The organism is uncultured Thiodictyon sp. (assembly GCA_903837595.1).
Lineage (GTDB): Bacteria > Pseudomonadota > Gammaproteobacteria > Chromatiales > Chromatiaceae > Thiodictyon.
In genome coordinates, this window is sequence record CAILVI010000557.1 from 19,408 (window position 1) to 37,740 (window position 18,333).

The window sequence follows — 18,333 nt, forward strand, 5'->3', positions numbered from 1 at the left end:
GGTAGTCAAACACCGGGCGGACGTTGCGCGCCGGGCGCCGGATGGTCGCAGCAACGGTGGCGTGGAATTTGGCCTTCACGGCGCCGATCGCGAAGCGGCGCAGCGCTAATATGTTCTCCGGACCGTGGCCGGTGCGGATTGTGCAACGGTCCTCGGCCCAGTTCCCGTCCAAGCCGCTCTGGAAAAGGCACATCCTCAACATCCCCCGCAACCCGATTAGCGGGCGACCAGCATTCGAGCTGATGTGGCATGGTACGGGCGCTCCGGAATGTCATGGCGCGCATGGCGCCATTATACCAGTCAGGCCCTATCGATAGGGCGGGATGTTTCGCCGTTTCGGCCTTGGTCATTATTCCGTCCGGCCGTGATCGGTCCGCACAGCGGACCCTACGGCAAGGTCGCGATCGGCAGGGTCCGCTATGCGGACCAGCGGCCTTGCAGGCAGCGACATGGCCGGCATTATGATCAAGGCCAGTGTTTCCGTAGGTACAGGGCTACCGTTGCTTATTGGGCTCAGAAATAGTCTGCGACTTCAGTTTACCTCAGTCTGGTGATAGTTTCAGCCGACTCGCCAAGTACCTCGAGCCATGCAAAGACAAATGCAAATCATCGCGGTAGAGGGGATAATCGCCATCCATTATAGGACAACTGGTTGCAGTGCAAAAAATCGGATATGGATCCAGAACAGAAACACTGGCATCGCCCACAATGGCTGCATCAAATATTGATTCATATTCGTTAAGATAGGACATCACCAGCGCCGCGGGCACCTCACATTTTTTCTCGACCTTATGAAACACCAGCGGTCTAGTTATTATGCAATTGACGGGGTCTATTTCCATCTCAGGCGTCTGCTTCATAATGATCACCTTCTTTCCCGCGCTGACCAGAAAAGCAATCGTTTCTCTTATTTTCCCGGAAAACACCATAACATTTGAGTCATCACCCGGCACCTTCGATCTGATTTCCCACGCCCGGTCATAACGCCGACTAAATCTATTTCCATTAATATAAAGATGCCAGTTTGCCGCCAAGACAACGGTGCGGACATCAGGCCGGCCAGCAACCACCCTTATCGCATTACTACCCATTGAATTACACCAGTCAACCTCCCCGGCGAAGCCGCTGGTAATATCAATGAGGGGCGGACAACCGGACCCCCCAAGCATTACAAGATTATCACCGAGCTTATTGTACTCACTTGCCAGCCCGGGGAAATAACTATTTGCGAAACTATCGCCAATGAGCGCGACGCTCGGCGACTTATCGCTCGCCAACCTGCAGTACTTGTAGTGATACCCAAAGCGCTTGCGGCAAACCGGATCGGCATCGTCCGTATCTTGCCACTTGACAAATTCAAGAACCGCATCCATCGCCTTGATCGGCGGCCTGAAATGCAGCCCTTCACTTTGGTAAGTATAATAGCCGAGGGACCCGACACAAATCATCAAAACAACCAGTACCGGCCCTCTAACATTATTCTGCTTGCCAAACCGTAACGGACGCTCAATCAGCTTATAGGTAAGCCAGGCCAGAACAATCGCAATCGCTACTGCAGCAGTCCGCAGCGACTGGCCAGGCGGCTTTGTTTCAATTATTCGACCAAACGACAACAACGGCCAGTGCCACAAATACAGCGGAAAACTAATCCGCCCGAACCATACCAGGATGCGATGAGAAAGAACCACGCGATTTAACCAGGCGTGCCTGCCTGCACCAATAATCATCACCGTGCCGAGCACCGGCAGGATTACCCAGGTGCCCGGAAAGTGCACGTCCTTAGTGATGACCGCGAGGCCGGTGATGATGAATAACGCCCCCAGCATTGATAGTGCATTCCGCAATGTTACAGCGCTGCTGGCCGGCATCGGTGCGCACCTCAGCCGCCCCAGCAAACCGTCCAGAAGCGCCTGACATTGTGGCAATAGCTGACTACTATGATGAGTACCGTACGCCAGCGCAGACCCGACCAGCAACTCCCAAAAACGGGTTTGCGGCGAGTAAAAGTCCGCCACGCCATCGCTACGATAGGTCGTCAGATTGAGGGCAAAGGAGACGCCCGCGGCCACCAGCATTATCATCAGCAAGTTAAATCGCATCTTCCATGCCGCCCACACCAGGAACGGCCACACAATATAAAACTGCTCCTCGATCCCCAAGCTCCACAAATGAAGCAGAGGCTTTGTTTCAGCGGCGACGTCAAAATATCCGCTCTCACTCCACAACACCAGATTCGCGACGAACCCGGCGCCGGCAGCCATATGCTTTCCCAGCTGCTGGTACTCGGTCGCGAGCAACGCAAACCAGCCGAACGCAAAGCAGAAAATCAGTACGACCAGGAGCGCAGGAAAAATGCGGCGAATTCGGCGACTATAGAATTCCGAAAAACTGAACGCATCACGCTCCAGGCTACTGAAAATAATGCCGGAAATCAGAAAGCCAGAGATCACAAAAAAAATGTCCACGCCGATGAATCCCCCCGGAACCGAGCGATGGAAGGCGTGAAAGGCGACAACGGCAAGCACCGCGACAGCGCGCAACCCATCGATATCGGCGCGATACTTTGGGTGCATCAGGTGCGCGGATGGTGGAGGGAGAGTTGCTTCTTGGTCGGGCGCAATACGCGCATCGACCGGGCCGCGATAGCGGCGCCAGGCAATGATCATCGCCCCAACCCTCGCGTTTCGCGACACGGCGGCGCCGGAGCGCTGGGTTTAAACAAGAGAAATCTAAGCCTTTGCAGAGCAATTCGGCGGGAATCTCGGCTGCGCGGAACGCGGATCGGGGCCCGTCCCATAGCAACCTCCGAGCAACAGTCTGGAATGCGTATTAAGCCAGTCCGGATGGCGTGCAGTAGAAACAAACCGATTGGCCCGGGGTCGCGCGTACCCTAGCGGCGTGGCTCGTTGTCCACCACAACACCGTGTCACTCGACAGGCGATCCGCGGACGCCGCTCGTGTAAGATAACGTGTGGCCCGCGTGGCGGTCAATCCGGGCCCCCCTGCCGATCTGCTCCGCTGGTGGTGGTAAGCCCGCGGTCATCGCCATGGGGGCACGACCATTTCTTTCCCTGAAGGTCATCAATGAGCCGTCCGACGGTCGCCATTTTTCTCCCCTCCCTGGCCGGCGGCGGGGCGGAGCGCATGATGCTGAACCTGGCACTGGGCCTCAACGGCGCAGGGGTTGCGGTCGACCTGGTGGTCGGGAGCGCCGCCGGACCCTATCGGGACTTGGTGCCGACCGAGGTCCAGCTGGTTGACCTTGGCGCGGGACGGGTGTTGGCGGCCCTACCGGGGCTCACCCGCTATCTGCGCCGCCGGCGCCCGGACGTGTTGCTCTCCGCCATGGACCACGCCAACCTGGTGGCGCTTTGGGCACGGAGCCTGGCGCGCACACCGACCCGCGTCTATGTCAGCGTGCGCAGCAACCTGTCCCAGGAAGCCAAGCACGCCCCCACGCTCGCCGGGCGCTGGTTGCCACGCCTGGCACGCACCTTCTATCCGCAGGCCCAGGCGGTGATCGCCGTCTCCCAGGGGGTCGCCGACGACCTGACCCGCCTGATCGGTGCGGGGCGGGCGCGGGTCGTCGCCATCCCCAACCCGGTCGTCACACCGGACCTGGCGGACCTGGCCGCCACGCGACCGGACCACCCCTGGCTGCGCGATGCGCAGGCGCCGCCGGTGATCCTGGCCGCCGGACGCCTGTCGGCGCAGAAAGACTTTCCGACCCTGATCCGCGCCTTCGCCACGCTGGAGCGCGCGCGAGGGCTGCGCCTGCTGATCCTGGGCGACGGGCCCGCGCGGGCAACTCTGGAGGCCCTAGTGCAGGCACTTGGGCTCACCGACCGGGTCGCGCTGCCCGGCTTCACGGCCAACCCCTTCGCCGCGATGGCCCGCGCCCGGCTGTTCGTACTCTCCTCCGCCTGGGAAGGCTTGCCCGGCGTGCTGATCCAGGCCATGGCCTGCGGGACGCCGGTGGTGAGCACTGACTGTCCGAGCGGCCCGCGCGAGGTCCTGGCCGACGGCCGCTACGGCCCGCTGGTCCCGGTGGGCGACGTGCCGGCGCTGGCCGCGGCCATCCGCCACACCCTGGACCACCCACCCGCCGCGGCCGTACTCAAGGCCCGGGCGGCCGACTATGCGCTCGCACCGGTGACCCGTCGCTATCTGGAGGTGATGGGCCTGGGGAGCGCCGAAATCGCGTGGGAAGGCCCATGAGGATCGCCCATGTCATCACCGGGCTGGAACTGGGCGGGGCCGAGATGATGCTCTTCAAGCTACTCGCGACCCTGGACCGGGCGACCTTTGAGCCCCTGGTGATCTCGCTCATCACCCCGGGCCCAATGCTGGGGCCAATCGAGGGCTTGGGCGTGCGGGTGGAAACGCTCCACATGCGGCGCGGGCTCCCCTCCCCCGGGGCCATCGTGTCGCTGGTCAAGCGCTTGCGCGCCTTCAGGCCGGACCTGATCCAGACCTGGATGTACCACGCGGACCTGCTCGGGGCACTCGCGAGACCCCTGGTCGGCGCCCGCCCGCGGCTGGTCTGGAACATCCGCCAGAGCGATCTCGACCCGCGCCACACCGGCCGCGGCACCCGGTTGGTGGCGCGCCTCAATGGGCTCGTCTCCTATCTGGGCCCGGACCGGATCGTCTGCTGCTCGCAGCGTGCCCAGGACGTCCATCGCGCCCTGGGCTATCGCAGCCGCTGCCTCACCGTCATCCCCAATGGGTTCGACCTGGCGCGCTTCCGCCCAGACGACGCGGCGCGGGCACAACTGCGTGCCGAACTGGGCGTCCCGGCGGCGGCCCCGCTGCTGGGCCTGGTGGCGCGCTACGACCCGCAAAAGGACCTGCCGACCTTTCTCCAGGCAGCGGCACTGGTACGCACGGCCCGACCGGAGTCCCGCTTCCTGTTGTGTGGGACGGGCATGGAGCAGGGCAACCCGGTGCTCGGGGGCTGGATTGCCGACGCCGGACTGACTGATGCCATCCACCTGCTCGGTCCCCGCACGGACACCCCGCGGGTCTTCGCCGCACTGGACCTACTGGTGTCATCCTCGGCCTATGGCGAGGGCTTTCCCAACGTGGTCGGCGAGGCAATGGCCACTGGCGTACCCTGTGCGGTGACTGACGTGGGTGACTCAGGCCTGATCGTGGGCGACACTGGATGTAGCGTCCCGCCCCGGAACCCGACGGCCCTGGCCGCGACCATCCTGCGGCTGTTGGCCGAGGCCCCGCAGGCCCGCGAGCGCCGCGGTGCGTCCGCCCGCGAGCGGATCGCCGCCAACTATTCACTGGCACGCGTCGCCGCGCGCTACGCGGAGCTCTACCAATCACTGCAACGGGGAAATCACTGATGTGCGGCTTCTGTGGGGTGATCGAACCGGGGGCGGCGACGCAGGGCGAACTGCACCAGGCCGTCGCGCGGATGAACCAGACCCTGGTCCACCGCGGACCGGACGACGAAGGGCTCTGGCTGGACGCGGCGGCCGGGGTCGCCCTGGGACACCGTCGACTCTCCATCCTCGACCTCTCGCCCCTGGGACACCAACCCATGGTCTCGGCGTGCGGGCGCTTTGTACTCGCCTTCAACGGTGAGATCTACAACCACCAGGCCCTGCGCCGGGAGATCGGCGAGGGGTACGCCTGGCGCGGCCATTCGGACACCGAGGTCCTGCTGGCGTGGCTCGCGCTGCACGGGGTGGCCGCCACACTGCCGCAATGCAACGGCATGTTTGCCTTCGCGCTCTGGGACCGGCAGGAGCGCCGGCTCACCCTGGCCCGTGACCGCTTGGGTGAAAAGCCGCTCTATTACGGCTGGAACCGCGGACGCTTCCTGTTCGGCTCCGAGCTCAAGGCCATCACCGCCCACCCCGGGTGGCAGGGGGAACTCAACCGGGACGCACTCGCCGCCTATCTGCGCCTGAGTTATGTCCCGGCGCCCTACTCCATCTACCAGGGCATCCACAAACTCGAACCTGGGACCTATGCCACCCTGGGACCCAGCCAGCAGGAGCCGGCGATTCACGTCTACTGGAGTGCCCGGGCGGCGGCGCAATCAGGGCTTGCCGCCCCCTTCCAGGGCTCCGAAGACCAGTCTGTGGACGCCCTGGAGGGCCTGCTCATGGACGCGGTGGGCCTGCGGATGCACGCCGATGTCCCCTTGGGCGCCTTCCTGTCCGGCGGCATCGACTCCACCACCGTGGTGGCCCTGATGCAGGCCCAGTCCAGCCGACCGGTGCGCACCTTCACCATCGGCTTCCATGAGGCGGGCTTCAACGAGGCCGAGGACGCCCGGCGGATCGCCCGCCACCTGGGAACCGACCACACCGAACTCTATGTCACCGCCCAGGACGGCCTGGCGACCATCCCCGACCTGGCGCGCCTGTGGGACGAACCCTTCGCCGACCCCTCACAGATCCCGACCCTGCTGGTGAGTCAAATGGCCCGACGGGCGGTGACCGTGTGTCTCTCTGGCGATGGCGGGGACGAATTGTTCGGCGGCTATTCCAGGTACCTCTGGACGCGCGACACTTGGCGGCGGATCGGCTGGCTGCCGCTGGCCGTGCGCCGCGCCTTGGCCGGGGCCGTGACCCGCGTCGGCACCGGCACCTGGGACCGCCTGCTGCGACCACTGGCCCGCATCCTGCCCGGCCCGCTAGCCATCGCCAACCCCGGGGACCGGCTGCACAAGGCGATCGACGTGCTCACCGGTGACTCGCCGCAGGCCCTGTATATGCGCATGGTCTCGCACTGGAAGGACCCGGCCGCGTTGGTGATCGGCGCCACCGAGCCACTCACCGTCCTGACCGATCCCGGGCGGCGCGCCCGCACGGCGTCCATCACCGAATCGATGATGTTCATGGACAGCGTGCTGTATCTGCCCGACGACATCCTGGTGAAGCTGGACCGGGCCAGCATGGGGGTCAGCCTGGAGTCGCGCGTCCCACTGCTGGACCACCGGGTCTACGAGTTCGCCTGGTCGCTACCACTCAAGTGGAAGGTGCGCGGGCGCTTGGGCAAGCGGCCGCTGCGTCGCATCGCCGAGCGCCATGTGCCGCCGGCACTCATGGACCGCCCCAAGATGGGCTTCGGGGTGCCGCTGGAGCAGTGGTTAAGGGGACCGCTGCGCGACTGGGCGGAGACGGCACTCTCCACCGAGCGGCTCGCGCGCGACGGCATCCTGCGCCCGGAACCCATCCGCACCAAGTGGGCAGAGCATCTCGCGGGCCGCCGCAACTGGTCCTATTACCTGTGGGATGTGCTGATGTTCCAGTCCTGGCTGGATGCGAACCGGCCATGAGCGCGCCAAGGCCCAAGCGGGTCGCCTTCTTCGTCACCGTCGATTGGTACTTCTGCCACCACTACCTGGCGCTGGCCCAGGCCGTACGCGCCGCCGGCTACGCCGTCACGGTCATCACCGACGTGGCCGAGCACGGTGAGGCCATTCGCGCGGCCGGGCTCGATCTGATCCCGCTCACGGTCTCCCGCAAGGGCATGAATCCGTGGCACGAGGTCCAAGGCATCCTGGCGCTGATGCGCATCCTGCGGAAACTCAAACCCGACCTGCTGCACAACATCGCCCAGAAACCGGTGCTCTACGGCACCCTGGCAGCCCGACTCGCGGGCGTGCCGGCGGTGGTCAATGGCGTCGCCGGGATGGGCTATCTGTTCACCTCGCAGGCGGCGCGGGCACGGCTGGTACGCGCCCTGGTCGGGCGGGCCTATCGCGCCCTGCTGGCCGCCCCCAATGTGCGGGTACTGGTCCAAAACCCGGACGACCAGGAGCAGGTCCGGCGCCTCACCGGGGTCACGCCGGTCCTGATCCCCGGCTCCGGGGTCGATATGGCCCGCTTCATACCGCAACCGCCGCCGCCGGGACCGGCGGTGGTGGTGCTCGCCTCACGCATGCTGTGGGACAAGGGGGTCGGGGAGTTCGTCGGCGCCGCGCGTCTGCTCAAGGGCCAGGGCAATCTGGCGCGCTTTGTCCTGGTGGGCAAGCCGGACCCGGGCAACCCGGCCTCGGTGCGTGAGGAGCAACTGCGCGATTGGCAGCAGGAGGGGTGCATCGAGTGGTGGGGCTATCGCGCCGACATGCCCGCGGTCCTGGCGGCCACCCACATCGCCTGTCTGCCGTCCTACTATCGGGAGGGCTTGCCGAAATTCCTGATCGAGGCCGCCGCCGCTGGGCTACCCCTGGTCACCACCGATGCCACCGGCTGCCGCGAGGCGGTGGAGCCGGCGCGCAACGGGTTGTTGGTGCCGCCCCGCGACGTACCGGCACTGGCACAGGCCCTTGATCGGCTGATCGCTGACGGTGAGTCAAGACGCCGCTTCGGTGCCCGCTCGCGCGAGATAGCCGAGCAGCGCTTCGACGCGACCCGCATCCATGCGGCGACGCTGGCAGTCTATCAGGAGCTGCTCACCCGGCGCCGCGCCTAATGCCCGGTGGCCGCAATGACGGCCGCGGCAATCAGGTCCTGGTCCGACTCATTGAGATCGGCATGCATCGGCAGGCTGATGACACTGGCGGCGAGCCGGGCCGCAACCGGTGTGCAGTCCGGACAGCACAGGTCCTCATAGGCCGGCTGATTATTGAGCGGAATCGGGTAATGGACCGCACTCGGGATGCCCCGTGACTGGAGTGTTTCCACCAGGGCATCCCGCCCGGGAACCTGCAAGGTATATTGGGCAAAGACACAGGTCCGGTCGGCGCGGATCACCGGAGTCTTGATCCGCGCGGCACCGGCGAACAGCTCCGAATAGCGCTGAGCGATCGCGATACGCCGCTCGACCTCCCACTCAAAGCGGGGCCACTTCGCCAACAGCACCGCGCACTGTAGGGTGTCCATGCGCCCGCCCACGCCGATCCGGGTATGGACATAGCGCCGTTCCTGGCCATGCACGCGCAATTCACGCATGATCTGGGCCAGGTCATCCCGATTGGTGAAAATGGCACCGCCGTCGCCGTAACAGCCCAGCGGTTTGGACGGGAAGAAGCTGGTGCAGCCGATGGTCGAGACGTTGCAACTGCGCCGACCGCGGTACATCGCCCCGAAGCTCTGACAGGCATCCTCGATCACCCGCAGCTGATAGGCGTGGGCAATGGCATTGATCTCATCCATATCGGCCGGTTGGCCATACAGCGAGACCGGCATGATCGCCTTGGTGCGGGGAGAAATTGCGGCCTCGATCTTGGCTGCGTCGATGTTGCAGGTCTCCGGCTCCACATCCACAAAGACCGGCCGCGCGCCCACCAGACAGATGACCTCGGCGGTCGCCACAAAGGTAAAGGGGGTGGTGATCACCTCGTCCCCCGGGCCGACACCCAAGGCCATCAGGCTGATCAACAGCGCCTCAGTCCCGGAGGCGACGGCGATGCAATGGGCCGCGCCCGTATAGGCCTGAAGCTGCTGCTCCAACTCATCCATTTCCGGCCCCAGGATATAACGACCATGGTGCAGGACGCGGTGGACCCGCTCCTCCAACGCGGGGCGGATGAAAGACTGTTGACCAGGCAGATCGATGAAGTCGACCCGGCGGGCGGCCGGCGGGAGCGCCAGATACTGCGCCGGGCTGATCGCCTGGTCCGGCGCGGCGGCGGCGAAGGCCGCATCGCTCGTCAGGACCTTGATCGTCCCAGGGCTGAAACGCCCGAGCGCGTGCAACAGGCGCCCCCGCGCGGGGTCGGCGCAATCAAAGCTGGCGCAGTCCCCGGCCAGGGCGGCGAGCCATTGCTTGCCTTCGGCGAAGGTCTGAAGCCGCTGCCGCGCGAGCCGCGTGAGGTCCTCCCCCACCAAGGCCGCCGCACCCTGATCCGCCGCCGCCTGCAACGCCTGACGCACCCCGTCCTCGTAGGCCTGCGCCGCACCGGCATAGAGCCAGAGGGTGGCGCGAAGCTCCGCGCAGCGCTTAGCCGCGGCCAGCGCATCGGCGTGCGGCGCGGCCTCCGGGACGCAGCCCGCGACGACGCAATCGGTATCGAGCAAAAGGTCCATGATATGAAGGGGTCCTCGCGGTTGGGGTGGGCGCCGGCCGGTTGACAAAAAACCCCGCGGATCGGTCGAAACCGCGGGCGGAGCCGGTGCGCTTCTGGGGCGGACCGGGGCAACGGCCGGCCGACAGGGGGATGATAACGCATCCGCCGTGGGCACCGGCTTGCGCGCCGTCTGCACCGCCGCCAGTTACCGTCGTTGATGTAGGTCGGGTTAGGCGCGCGTGGCAGGGTGCCACCGTTAAGAACTGACACCTCACGCGCGCAGTAACCCGACATACGGACATCCCGCGATCCCGCTTCGCCCTCCCCCCCAAGGACCACCCCAATGCCAGCCACCCCAACCCCCAGCGTCCGCCGCGAATGGCCCCTGCTGGCCTTGGGCTTTCGCCCGTTCTTCCTCGCCGCCGCGCTGTCGGGCGCCCTCACGCTGCTGGCCTGGCTCGCCATGTTGCGCGGCTGGATCCCCATGGACGGCTATTATGCCGGGACCAACTGGCACGCCCACGAACTGCTGTTCGGCTACGGCCTGGCGGTGATTGCCGGCTTTCTGCTCACCGCGGTGCGCAACTGGACCGGCATGGCGACCGCCACCGGGGCCGAACTAGGCGCGCTGTTGCTCCTGTGGGCGCTGGGGCGCGTCGCGCCGCTTCTGCCGCTCCCCGGGGTGCTGGTGGCGGTCCTGGATCTCAGTTTCCCGGTAGCGCTCGCGGCTTCGCTCTACCAGCCATTATGGCGAGGGCCGAACCCGGACAACCGGGCCTTTCTCGCGCTGCTCATCGGCATGTGCCTGGCGGCCATCCTGGTCCACCTCCAGGCCCGGGGCATCACGGCCGGCACAGCGCTCGCCGGGGACCGGCTGATGCTGGGGCTGACCCTCTTGACCTTGCTGGTCGTCGCCGGGCGAGTCATGCCCTTCTTTACCCGGACGGCCGTCCCGGGCACCGCCCCCAAGTCCCGCCAGTGGGTGGAACGCCTGACCTTCGGGCTCGCACTCCTGTGGGTAGGCGCCGACTCAGCGACCCAGATCGGGCTGCCGGTCGCGGTGCCGGCAGCGGTCCTCGCGGCTTCATTGGCCCTGGTCCAGGGTCTGCGCCTGGCCGGGTGGCATGATCGCCACGTCTGGGGCCTCCCGATCCTCGCCGTGCTCTACAGCGGGTATCTCTGGCTGATCCTGGGTCTCACCCTCCACGCCCTGGCCCACCTGGGCGTGCTGGCGCCCTTCCCGGCCCTGCATGCATTGACCATCGGTGCCGTTGGGGTCTTTACCCTGGGGATGATGGCCCGCGTGAGCCTGGGACATACCGGTCGCGCGATGGTCGCGTCGCGCCTGACGGTCATGGCCTTCGTCGCCCTGAATCTGGCGGCCGCGGTACGCGTCTTTGCCCCCTTGGCCTGGCCGTCGCTCTATGGTTATTGGCTGACGGCCTCCGGCACCCTGTGGGTCCTGGCGTTCGCGCTCTTTCTCTGGGTCTATGCCCCACTGCTGGTCAGTCCGCGGACCGACGGACAGCCAGGGTGATTCCTCGCGGCCATCCTCGTGACACCGCTACGCGGTGTCACGCCTGTGTTCGGCGCTCTGCGACGCGAATGTCGGCAGCCGAAGGGATGATAAACGCCAGCGAACGTTTAGGAACCTCCCGCCCGGCGTGTCCAGCGCCGCGTAAGTTTGAGGACGACCCAAGATACCAGAGCGATAATTACCATCCACGGAATCAGGAAGGCCATCGCCGTCAGGCCCATCGCGACGCCTTGAGACAGATTCGACCCGAAGTCGGCCGCCGCGTCGCCGACGGGCGCCCAGAAGCGATGATTTCCCAGTTAACGCAAAGAGATGTTTACTATCTCGGTTTCAACCCGCTTGGCGAGATAGGCGCTCTCCCCGGCGAGCGCCTCGATTTCAGATTGGACATCGGCCAGTTCGCGGCTCACCTTGATGAGCGCATCAATGTCCTGTGCCGCCTGACTGCAATGAAGGTTCGCATTCGATCAACAGCGGGGTATCTTGTCCTCACCACTGAGCCTCCTCAATTGATGCCAGGACTCTCGCGGGCAGGTCGCCGGCTTCTTGGCCGGCAAGCACCACGCGGTCGAGGCACCCATGTTCTTGTCCGCCAGACACCTCTGGAAATCCTTGACCTCAAGATATTTTGGCGGCAACGCGCCCACCACTGGTTCCGCGGCGAGGACTACCATGGCGGTAATCGGCAACAGTAAGGTGCCAACCATGCCGCATAGCTTTGTTAAATTCTTGCCCATGTTAAAACCTTTTCTTGAATTGGAAACGACTCAAATCTCAATTCCGGCCACCGTCCTCGCGGCAGCCGGCCGCGGACGAGTGATTGTCCTCTCAGTCATAAGGAGACAGGAGGTCGAGGCTTTAGCCGGACGACATCTCATGGCAGCAATCCTGATCCCGAGCCGCGTCCCTTTAGCCGCCGTTAGTGCAATGATTACGCACAACCGCTCAACCAGGCACCAGAATCACCAGAACCGCCACCAAGGCGTTGCCGTAGCCCGTCTGGCGCCTGCACGCAAGAGTGATGCCGTTGAATCAGCACCGGCATGTAACCGCTTCAACGACAGCCGGCCGGATTGCACCGTTACGCGGAAAACACGATCGCTGTCACACTGAAGCCGCAGTTGATTGGCGGAGACCACCTCACATGCTTCAAGCCAGGTTGAACTGTACATGACACCAATGCTCTTGCGATCAACGATACGCAGATCGGAGTCGGTAAGAACGACCTCCAAGGACTCTTCAAACGGGCAGTCCCATGAGGTCACAAACAGGTAGAACCCGCCATGCTCATACTGGGCATCCAAGACGAAACCCGGCAGCTTTCGGCCCGTCGCTACGCCATCGCGGAAGACTTCAGTCGCGAGCGGCCAAGACTCATAGGGGCCATCATGCTTCGCGAGGGTGAAGTTGGCAATGGCTTCCATCACCGGGCGTGGTTGACGCGAGCCCCCAGGCGGGCTGTCAGGACACAGTCGATCTTGGGGTCGATAGCTTGGCACATGGGGTTAGTGTAGGACTGATCGGGGTCGGGGGCAATCGACGGTCAAGTCGGGCCATTGGGTGGGAGCGGTACCCTCGGGCGAGAGCGCGGCTTGGCGTTGGGCCTGCGTAAATCGCCGGCTGGGCGGGCGGAACAGGATGCGCGGGGAACGACCTTGGGGGCAGAGACCCTGAGCGGACGTTACCGGTACCGGTACCGATGGCCACGCGTGCCTTGAAGTCAGTGGTATCGAGGCTATACTTGGACGCTATCGGGTACCAGGTGTTCGCCGCCCAGAGACCGGTGCCAGTGTCGGCCAAGGTAGTGACGATCGGCGCGGTGCGGATGCCGACGAGCAGGCCATTTTTTTACAGCTTGGTCGGGTAGCGGCTGAGCTAAGCGTTATCCCCCCCAATCCTTCCCAATAAGGGAGAGGGAGCAAGGCACAACAATTTTATGAGGACATCATGGGCAATCAGACAAGAGACCCTTCGCCATATTTGGCTCGCCGGCTACTCCCGATGCTATTGGCGGCCCTGACATTGGCCGCCTGCGGCGAAAGTGACCCGCATAAAGAGGCGCTCAACAGTGCCGTCAGGCTCATGTCTGACATCGTCACGTCCAGAGTCCTGATCGATGCGGTGCGCAATGCCGACCCGCAAATGCACGCATCGACCGCAGCCAGTGCAGCGTTGAGCGGTGGTATTACGTCAAATTTCCGACTTCCACCTGACAACATTGCCATACTGGGCACCCTGGAAGCCACACAAGCCTGGAGCGTCATTCTTAAAGGCGACGATGAAAATAAACGCGTGATCATCGAAGGATACGGTGAGAACTTACAGCACCCGCTGGTCACCAAGAAAATCGTTTTCCCTCCACGATGAAATGCAAGGCGTACACGATTCGGTGCTCATCGTCGATTCGACGAGACCAAAATCCGCGTCAAAACGGTAGACGTTCGAGCCGGCCTTGATCATCGTGCCGGCCCAGGCCCTCGCGGCGCGGAGCGCCTGACACAGGCGTAACACCGCTGGAGCGGTTTTACGAGCACGGGCTTGGGGTCGCGGTAGGTGCGGCGCACCCTCCTACCACCCGCGCTCCAACAAGGGCTTGAGGAAACGCCCGGTATGGGATCGCGGATCGGCCGCAATCTGCTCCGGGGTGCCGACACTGATGATCTCGCCGCCCTTGTCGCCGCCCTCAGGCCCCAGGTCGATCACCCAGTCGGCGGTCTTGATGACATCCAGGTTGTGCTCGATACAGATGACGGTATTGCCGTGGTCGCGCAAGCGGTGCAGTACGGCAAGCAATTGCGCCACGTCGTGGAAGTGCAGTCCGGTGGTCGGCTCGTCCAGGATATAGAGGGTGCGTCCGGTGTCGCGTTTGCTCAGTTCGCGGGAGAGCTTAACCCGCTGCGCCTCACCGCCGGACAGGGTGGTCGCACTCTGGCCCAGACGCACATAGGCGAGCCCCACGTCCATCAGGGTCTGAAGCTTACGGTGGATGACCTCGATCGGGGCGAAAAAGGTCAGCGCGTCTTCGATGGTGAGGTTCAGCACCTCGTCGATGGTGCGCCCCTTATAGCGGACTTCGAGCGTCTCGCGGTTATAGCGGCGGCCCTTGCAGGTGTCGCACAGCACATAGATATCCGGCAGAAAGTGCATCTCCACCCGAATCAGCCCATCGCCCTTGCACACCTCGCAGCGCCCCCCCTTCACATTGAAGCTGAAGCGGCCAGGGCCATAGCCGCGGGAGCGTGCCTCCGGCACCGCGGCGAAGAGGTCGCGCACCATGTTGAACAGGCCGGTATAGGTGGCCGGGTTGGAGCGCGGGGTACGGCCGATGGGACTCTGGTCGATGTCGACAATCTTGTCGAAATACCCCAGGCCCTCGATCGCCCGATGGGGGGCGGGGCTGGTGACTGCGCCATTGAGTTCGCGGGCGGCGACCGGAAACAGGGTGTCGTTGATGAGTGTGGACTTGCCTGAACCCGAGACCCCGGTGATACAGCAGAAGGTGCCGACCGGGATGGCCGCGTCGACGTTGCGCAGGTTATTGCCGGTGGCGCCCAGGATGCGCAACTGGCGGGCGGGGTCGGACGCCGTGCGATGGGTGGGGATGGCGATGCGCAGATCGCCGCTGAGATAGCGGCCGGTGAGTGAGCGCGGGTTGGCGGCGATCTCGGCCGCGGTTCCCTGGGCCACCACCTCGCCGCCGTGGACCCCGGCGCCCGGCCCCATGTCGACCACCTGGTCAGCGCTCCGGATCGCCTCGTCGTCGTGCTCGACGACGATGACCGTATTGCCGATGTCGCGCAAATGGGTGAGGGTCTTCAGCAGCCGGGCATTGTCGCGCTGGTGCAGGCCGATGGATGGTTCGTCCAGGATATACATGACGCCGACCAGGCCGGCACCGATCTGACTCGCCAGCCGAATACGCTGGCCCTCGCCGCCGGAAAGGGTCTCGGCGCTGCGGTCCAGGGTCAGATAGTCGAGCCCCACGTCGGTGAGGAAGCGCAGCCGCGTGGCGATCTCCTGGTTGATCCGGGCGCCGATCTCGCCGCGCCGTCCGGGAAGCGTCAGGCCCTCGAACCAGGCCAGGCAATCGCCCACCGGCAGAGCGGAAAGGCTGGGAAGATTACGCTCGCCAACAAAAACGTGGCGGGCGGCCTCGTTCAGACGGGCACCATTGCAGGATGGACAGGGGTGGTGCGAGAGGTAGCGCGCTAGTTCCTCGCGCACTGCACTGGAATCGGTCTCGCGATAGCGCCGGTCCAGGGTTGGAATGATCCCCTCGAATGCACGGACCTTGCCGCTGCCGCTCTCGTGTGGGAGTTTGAGTTTGAACTTATCCTTGCCTGAACCGTACAGCACCACCTGGCGGGCGCTGTCGGGCAGGTCGACCCAGGCCGCCTCGACATCGAAGCCATAATGCTCGGCCACCGTGCGGATCATCGCAAAATAATAGCTGTTGTTCCGGTCCCAGCCGCGCACGGCACCGCCGGCCAGGCTGACACCAGGCTGGGCCACCACCTTGCCCGGGTCGAAGAACTGCTCGACCCCGAGCCCGTCGCAGGTCGGGCAGGCGCCCGCCGGGTTATTGAATGAGAAGAGCCGCGGCTCTAGCTCCTGGATACTGTAGCCGCAGACCGGGCAGGCAAAGGAGGCTGAGAAGGTGATTTCGGGGCGCGGCAGCGCGGTGCCCTCCTCATCGCTGGGTGCCGCCAGCGGGGCAATTCGGGCGATACCACCGGAGAGTGCCAGCGCCGTCTCGAATGATTCGGCCAGCCGCAATTGCAGGTCTGGCCGCACCCGGAAGCGGTCGATGACGACCTCAATGTCGTGCTTCTTCTTCAGATCCAGGTCCGGCGGGCTGTCCAGGTCGCAGAGTTCGCCATCGATGCGCGCCCGCACGAAACCCTGGGCGTGCAGTTCGGCGATCAGGCGCTGATACTCGCCCTTGCGCGCCGACACCACCGGCGCCAGGAGCATCAGCCGCTCACCCTGCGGAAACGCCATGACCTGGTCGACCATCTGACTGACCGTCTGGGCCTCCAATGCCTCCCCATGCTGGGCGCAGCGCGGGGTACCGACCCGGGCGAACAGCAGTCTCAGATAATCATAGATCTCGGTAATGGTACCGACGGTGGAGCGCGGATTATGGGAGGTGGTCTTCTGCTCGATGGAGATGGCCGGTGACAGGCCCTCGATATGGTCGATGTCCGGCTTCTCCATCACCGACAGGAACTGCCGGGCATAGGCCGACAGCGACTCCACATAGCGGCGCTGGCCCTCGGCATAGATGGTATCGAAGGCGAGCGACGACTTGCCCGAACCCGACAGGCCCGTCACCACAATCAGCCGGTTACGCGGCAGATCGAGATCCAGGTTCTTGAGATTGTGGGTACGGGCACCGCGGATGCGGATACTGTCCATGATGAAGGTTCCACCGGTTGGCCTTGAGGCAAGCGGCTATTATCCTGGGAGCGCCGACATTTTGTCGGCCCGCGGCCGACAGACTATCGGCGCTCCACGTGCGCGTTATTCGGCGCCAACGCCCAGGAAGATCGAGCTGACCCGCCCATCGGCGAAGTCAAACATCAACAGGGCGTACGCCGTACCAACGGCGAAGCCATCGCTTGATTGGCTCAGCTCCTTATTCTGGTGGGTCTTATAGGCGGTCACGACGGCGGCCTTGGTGCTCCCGATCTTGATGCCCTTTTTTGTGGCCAGGGCGCTTGGGCGGGAAACGGTGATGCTTTCGATCGTCTTGACGCCGCGCTTCTTATTCGAAACCGTACCCAGGGTGATTCCGCAATCCGGATACTTCCAGTCCTGGTGCCAGGCACCATCGGCCCCGGCGAACTCCTCAGGCCCGCGCGTCGGCGCACAGGCAATCTCCTTCTTGAAGGCGGCCTCAGACAGGCCATAACGCAGGCCGCCGATCTGTTCCTGGTCGAGCGGGTCGAAGTCCGCCGCCAGGCAAGTGCCGGATATCAATCCCCCGAGCATGGCGGCAAGAGCGATTCTCGTGAACATTGAGCCGTCCTGTTGGTTAGACATCACTCCGGCCGCCACGATGGATTCAGAACCTGAGCATCCATGGACCAATCGCAGCTGTCCGGAAAGCAATCCAGCCCGGTTTCGGTAACTGCCAAGGCAACCGCCCTGGCCCAGACCATATCGAGCCAGCGCGGGTCCTGAAGCTTGCTACGCAGACTGGGGGTTTCCTCAAGGTTGTAGGCCAATTCCTTGCGTTGCGCCTTGATGGTTTTTTCCCAACTGGCGCCGCGGCGCTCTCTCTGGTACTGCCACTTGAGCAGATGCCCCATGAGGACGGCCATCCGGCTGGCAAACTCGCGTTGTTCGCTCTTGCCCACGTCCTCGATCTCCTCGGCAATGTGCTCAAGGTCCAGGCAGTCGAACCGACCGGCACGGATCAACCTCGCCTGCTCCTGAGACCAGGCGACGATGTCGGAGTCATACGCTTTCATCTGGTTTCCCGCCCCTGCAATCCGGTTAGCGAACCTTCAAGATAGCGCTTGAGCGGGGGTCGGGCAAGCGGCACACGCATGCCGGGTGGAACTGGCAGCACGCGGCGCGCCGAGACTTGGATACACCTCGACCTTCTCGGGGACATTGGCACGCGAAGCGGAGGAAACGGGGACGAGGAAACGGGGACAGACAACGAGGAAACGGGGACAGACAACGTTTTCTGCTAGACTCAGGATACGTCCCCCATCCGCACCGCCTCACCGCCGTGGCCCGACATGCCGGAATCGTTGTAGCCAACTACCCCCTGCACGTGATCGCGCGCGGGATCGACCGCGCGGCC

The 18,333-nt window shown here is 64.3% G+C and carries 14 protein-coding genes and 1 pseudogene; 6 read left to right on the forward strand and 9 right to left on the reverse strand.

Annotated features, from left to right (window positions below; all coding sequences use genetic code 11):
* Positions 1-542 precede the first annotated feature (542 nt).
* On the reverse strand, positions 543-2,666 hold the full coding sequence (locus tag QZY44_RS34075; RefSeq protein WP_295458361.1) for an acyltransferase family protein: 2,124 nt from the start codon (positions 2,664-2,666) through the stop codon (positions 543-545).
* Positions 2,667-3,084: 418 nt separating this feature from the next.
* Between QZY44_RS34075 and QZY44_RS34080 the strand changes: the two genes are divergently transcribed.
* Genes QZY44_RS34080 through QZY44_RS34095 form a run of 4 tightly spaced genes read left to right on the forward strand, consistent with a single transcriptional unit; the run spans position 3,085 to position 8,442 of the window.
* On the forward strand, positions 3,085-4,218 hold the full coding sequence (locus tag QZY44_RS34080) for a glycosyltransferase (RefSeq protein WP_295458364.1): 1,134 nt from the start codon (positions 3,085-3,087) through the stop codon (positions 4,216-4,218).
* Positions 4,215-5,357, forward strand: a complete 1,143-nt coding sequence (locus tag QZY44_RS34085; RefSeq protein WP_295458366.1) for a glycosyltransferase — start codon at positions 4,215-4,217, stop codon at positions 5,355-5,357. The genes QZY44_RS34080 and QZY44_RS34085 overlap by 4 nt, the downstream gene beginning before the upstream one ends.
* Positions 5,357-7,303: an asparagine synthase (glutamine-hydrolyzing) gene (gene asnB, locus QZY44_RS34090; RefSeq protein ID WP_295458369.1), complete on the forward strand. Its 1,947-nt coding sequence runs from the start codon at positions 5,357-5,359 to the stop codon at positions 7,301-7,303. The genes QZY44_RS34085 and asnB overlap by 1 nt, the downstream gene beginning before the upstream one ends.
* A complete protein-coding gene (locus QZY44_RS34095) occupies positions 7,300-8,442 on the forward strand; it encodes a glycosyltransferase family 4 protein (protein WP_295458373.1) in 1,143 nt (380 codons plus the stop codon). Before asnB ends, QZY44_RS34095 begins: the two co-directional genes overlap by 4 nt.
* On the opposite strand, the gene QZY44_RS34100 is transcribed toward QZY44_RS34095, so the two are convergent.
* Positions 8,439-9,998 carry a DegT/DnrJ/EryC1/StrS family aminotransferase gene (locus tag QZY44_RS34100; protein WP_295458376.1) on the reverse strand — a complete coding sequence of 520 codons (1,560 nt, stop codon included), beginning with the start codon at positions 9,996-9,998 and terminating at the stop codon, positions 8,439-8,441. The two genes, QZY44_RS34095 and QZY44_RS34100, sit on opposite strands and share 4 nt — an antisense overlap.
* A gap of 324 nt (positions 9,999-10,322) precedes the next feature.
* Between QZY44_RS34100 and QZY44_RS34105 the strand changes: the two genes are divergently transcribed.
* Positions 10,323-11,516, forward strand: a complete 1,194-nt coding sequence (locus QZY44_RS34105; RefSeq protein ID WP_295458379.1) for an NnrS family protein — start codon at positions 10,323-10,325, stop codon at positions 11,514-11,516.
* A 299-nt stretch (positions 11,517-11,815) separates the two neighbouring features.
* Here QZY44_RS34105 and QZY44_RS36085 read toward each other — a convergent pair whose 3' ends face one another.
* From QZY44_RS36085 to QZY44_RS34115, 3 genes are all read right to left on the reverse strand, one after another.
* Positions 11,816-11,926 (reverse strand): hypothetical protein, encoded by a 111-nt coding sequence (locus tag QZY44_RS36085; protein ID WP_365305868.1) that lies wholly within the window; start codon positions 11,924-11,926, stop codon positions 11,816-11,818.
* Positions 11,927-11,983: 57 nt separating this feature from the next.
* Complete coding sequence (locus tag QZY44_RS36090) at positions 11,984-12,253, reverse strand: hypothetical protein (RefSeq protein WP_365305869.1); 270 nt, start codon at positions 12,251-12,253, stop codon at positions 11,984-11,986.
* 225 nt (positions 12,254-12,478) lie between these two features.
* A complete protein-coding gene (locus QZY44_RS34115) occupies positions 12,479-12,940 on the reverse strand; it encodes a hypothetical protein (RefSeq protein ID WP_295458404.1) in 462 nt (153 codons plus the stop codon).
* Positions 12,941-13,463: 523 nt separating this feature from the next.
* On the opposite strand from QZY44_RS34115, the gene QZY44_RS34120 reads away from it, so the two are divergent.
* The gene (locus tag QZY44_RS34120) at positions 13,464-13,883 is read left to right on the forward strand and encodes a hypothetical protein (protein WP_295458407.1); all 420 of its coding nucleotides are present in this window, start codon (positions 13,464-13,466) and stop codon (positions 13,881-13,883) included.
* Here QZY44_RS34120 and QZY44_RS36095 read toward each other — a convergent pair.
* From QZY44_RS36095 to QZY44_RS34135, 4 genes and pseudogenes are all read right to left on the reverse strand, one after another.
* Positions 13,852-13,938 (reverse strand): annotated as a pseudogene (locus QZY44_RS36095) (type II toxin-antitoxin system YoeB family toxin); the annotation flags it as partial. The gene QZY44_RS34120 and the pseudogene QZY44_RS36095 sit on opposite strands and share 32 nt — an antisense overlap.
* A gap of 146 nt (positions 13,939-14,084) precedes the next feature.
* Positions 14,085-16,934 (reverse strand): excinuclease ABC subunit UvrA, encoded by a 2,850-nt coding sequence (gene uvrA / locus QZY44_RS34125; protein ID WP_295458410.1) that lies wholly within the window; start codon positions 16,932-16,934, stop codon positions 14,085-14,087.
* Positions 16,935-17,039: 105 nt separating this feature from the next.
* Positions 17,040-17,576, reverse strand: coding sequence for a hypothetical protein (locus QZY44_RS34130; RefSeq protein WP_295458414.1), 537 nt, complete (start codon positions 17,574-17,576; stop codon positions 17,040-17,042).
* The gene (locus QZY44_RS34135) at positions 17,561-17,992 is read right to left on the reverse strand and encodes a DUF29 domain-containing protein (protein ID WP_295458417.1); all 432 of its coding nucleotides are present in this window, start codon (positions 17,990-17,992) and stop codon (positions 17,561-17,563) included. Before QZY44_RS34135 ends, QZY44_RS34130 begins: the two co-directional genes overlap by 16 nt.
* Positions 17,993-18,333 lie beyond the last annotated feature (341 nt).